Source organism: Brevibacterium mcbrellneri ATCC 49030, from assembly GCF_000178455.1.
In the GTDB taxonomy this organism is placed as follows: Bacteria; Actinomycetota; Actinomycetes; order Actinomycetales; family Brevibacteriaceae; genus Brevibacterium; species Brevibacterium mcbrellneri.
The window spans coordinates 1-1,068 of record NZ_ADNU01000095.1 but is presented as its reverse complement, the minus strand read 5'-3'; the positions used below and the strand labels follow the sequence as shown (position 1 = coordinate 1,068).

The window sequence follows — 1,068 nt, the reverse complement described above, 5'->3', positions numbered from 1 at the left end:
GACACATGAGTCGACACATACTTGACACCCATGACACCGCCCAAGATATGAGTCGGCACATAGTTGACACTGCGTAACACACGATCATCAATGCATGAACAACAGCAACAAAAACCTCACCATCGTCTTCGCAGTAACCAAACAAGGCATGACCGTAACCCAGGCCGCACGCAAATTCGGGGTCTCACGCCAGTGGATCTACACACTCATACGCCGCTACACAACCAACGGCAAAAACGGTTTACAACCCGCAAGCAAAGCACCCAACAACCCATCAAACCGGCTACCACAAGCCCTGATCGACCACATCATCGCAATCCGCAAAGAACTCCACACCACCGGCCACGACGCAGGCCCACTATCCATCCAACACGCCCTAGAAGACCGCGGCCACCGAGTCCCATCAGACTCAACAATCCGCCGCATACTCCACCGCGAAGGACTCATCACCCCACAACCAGCCAAACGCCCCAGAAACAGCTACATACGCTTCCAAGCAGACCTCCCCAACGAACGCTGGCAAGCAGACATCACCCACTGGTACCTCAACGACGACACCACCCGCGTCGACATCCTCGACTTCATCGACGACCACTCCCGATACCTCCTCGGCATCCAAGCCCGCCTGCTATGGACAGGAGCACACGTCACCACCTACACCCAACAACTCTTCGACACCTACGGCCCACCAGCATCAATGCTCACCGACAACGGCATGGTCTTCACCGCCCGCTACACATCAAAACCAGGAGCCCGAAACGGATTCGAAAAACTCCTCAACACCCACCACATCCGACAACAAAACGGACGCCCCGGACACCCACAAACACAAGGAAAAATCGAACGATTCCACCAAACACTCAAGAAATACCTCAAAGCCCACCCCCGCCCAGAAACCATCCCAGCACTCAACGAACTACTCGAAGAATTCCGCACCTACTACAACACCCAACGAAGACACCACGCCATCGGCAGACAAACACCACAAACCGTCTACACCGCAAACCCAAAAGCCACACCAAACACAACCCCAGACAACGAACTACGCACCCGCACCGACATCATCGA

Annotated in this window: 1 protein-coding gene; it reads left to right on the top strand. The window is 54.9% G+C overall.

Annotated elements, in window-relative coordinates:
* Positions 1-94: 94 nt before the first annotated feature.
* Positions 95-1,068: IS481 family transposase (locus HMPREF0183_RS11735; protein WP_005886477.1), on the top strand; the 974-nt coding region annotated here is incomplete at its 3' end.